We start from the raw sequence: 808 nt of genomic DNA on the forward strand, positions 1-808 counted from the left end.
GCCAATCGACATTGAGGATTCCCAAGAGGTCTAATCGCTGATTCATAGGGTTCCGTGATTTGGACGGAGCATGTGATGGCGACGAAGCGCTACGAATTGAACGAGGCGCAGTGGTTGAAGATTTCGCCGCTGCTGCCGGGCAAAGCGGGCGATGCAGGTCGCACAGCGGCCAATAACCGGCTGTTCGTGAACGGCTGTTTGTGGGTTCTGCGCTCAGGTGCGCATTGGTGCGACCTGCCGGAACGCTACGGCAAGTGGAAAACGGTGCACCGCCGGTTCAGCCGCTGGTGCCATGCGGGCGTCTGGGAACGCGTGTTCACAGCCCTGACGGCCGATCGCGACAATGAGTATCTGATGATCGACAGTACGATTGTTCGCGCTCACCAGCAGGCCGCGAGCGGAAAAGGGGGGCCAAAGATCAGGCGCTGGGGCGTTCCCGAGGTGGACTGACCACGAAGATCCACATGCTGGCCGATGCGCTTGGTCGCCCGCTCCGCTTCATCGTCACAGCCGGACAGGTTGGCGACGTCACCCAGGCGCCTGCCTTGCTTCAGGGCCAGATCGGCGAAGCCGTGCTCGCCGACAAGGCCTATGACAGCAACGCCCTACGCGCGATCATCGCCGATATGGGCGCAACAGCGGTCATCCCATCCAACCGAACCCGCAACATCATCATCCCGCACGACGCCAACGCCTACAAGCAGCGCAATCGGATCGAGCGCTGCTTCTGTCGTCTCAAGCACTTCCGGCGCTTCGCCACACGCTATGACCGACGAACTTCTCACTTCGCCGGCTTTATCCACCTCGC

General features: G+C 61.3%; 1 pseudogene. It reads left to right on the plus strand.

The window, feature by feature from the left end:
• Positions 1-75 precede the first annotated feature (75 nt).
• A pseudogene (locus A4A58_RS29725) lies at positions 76-808 on the plus strand (IS5 family transposase); the annotation flags it as partial.

This window comes from Tardiphaga robiniae (assembly GCF_001618955.1).
Taxonomy (GTDB): domain Bacteria; phylum Pseudomonadota; class Alphaproteobacteria; order Rhizobiales; family Xanthobacteraceae; genus Tardiphaga; species Tardiphaga robiniae_A.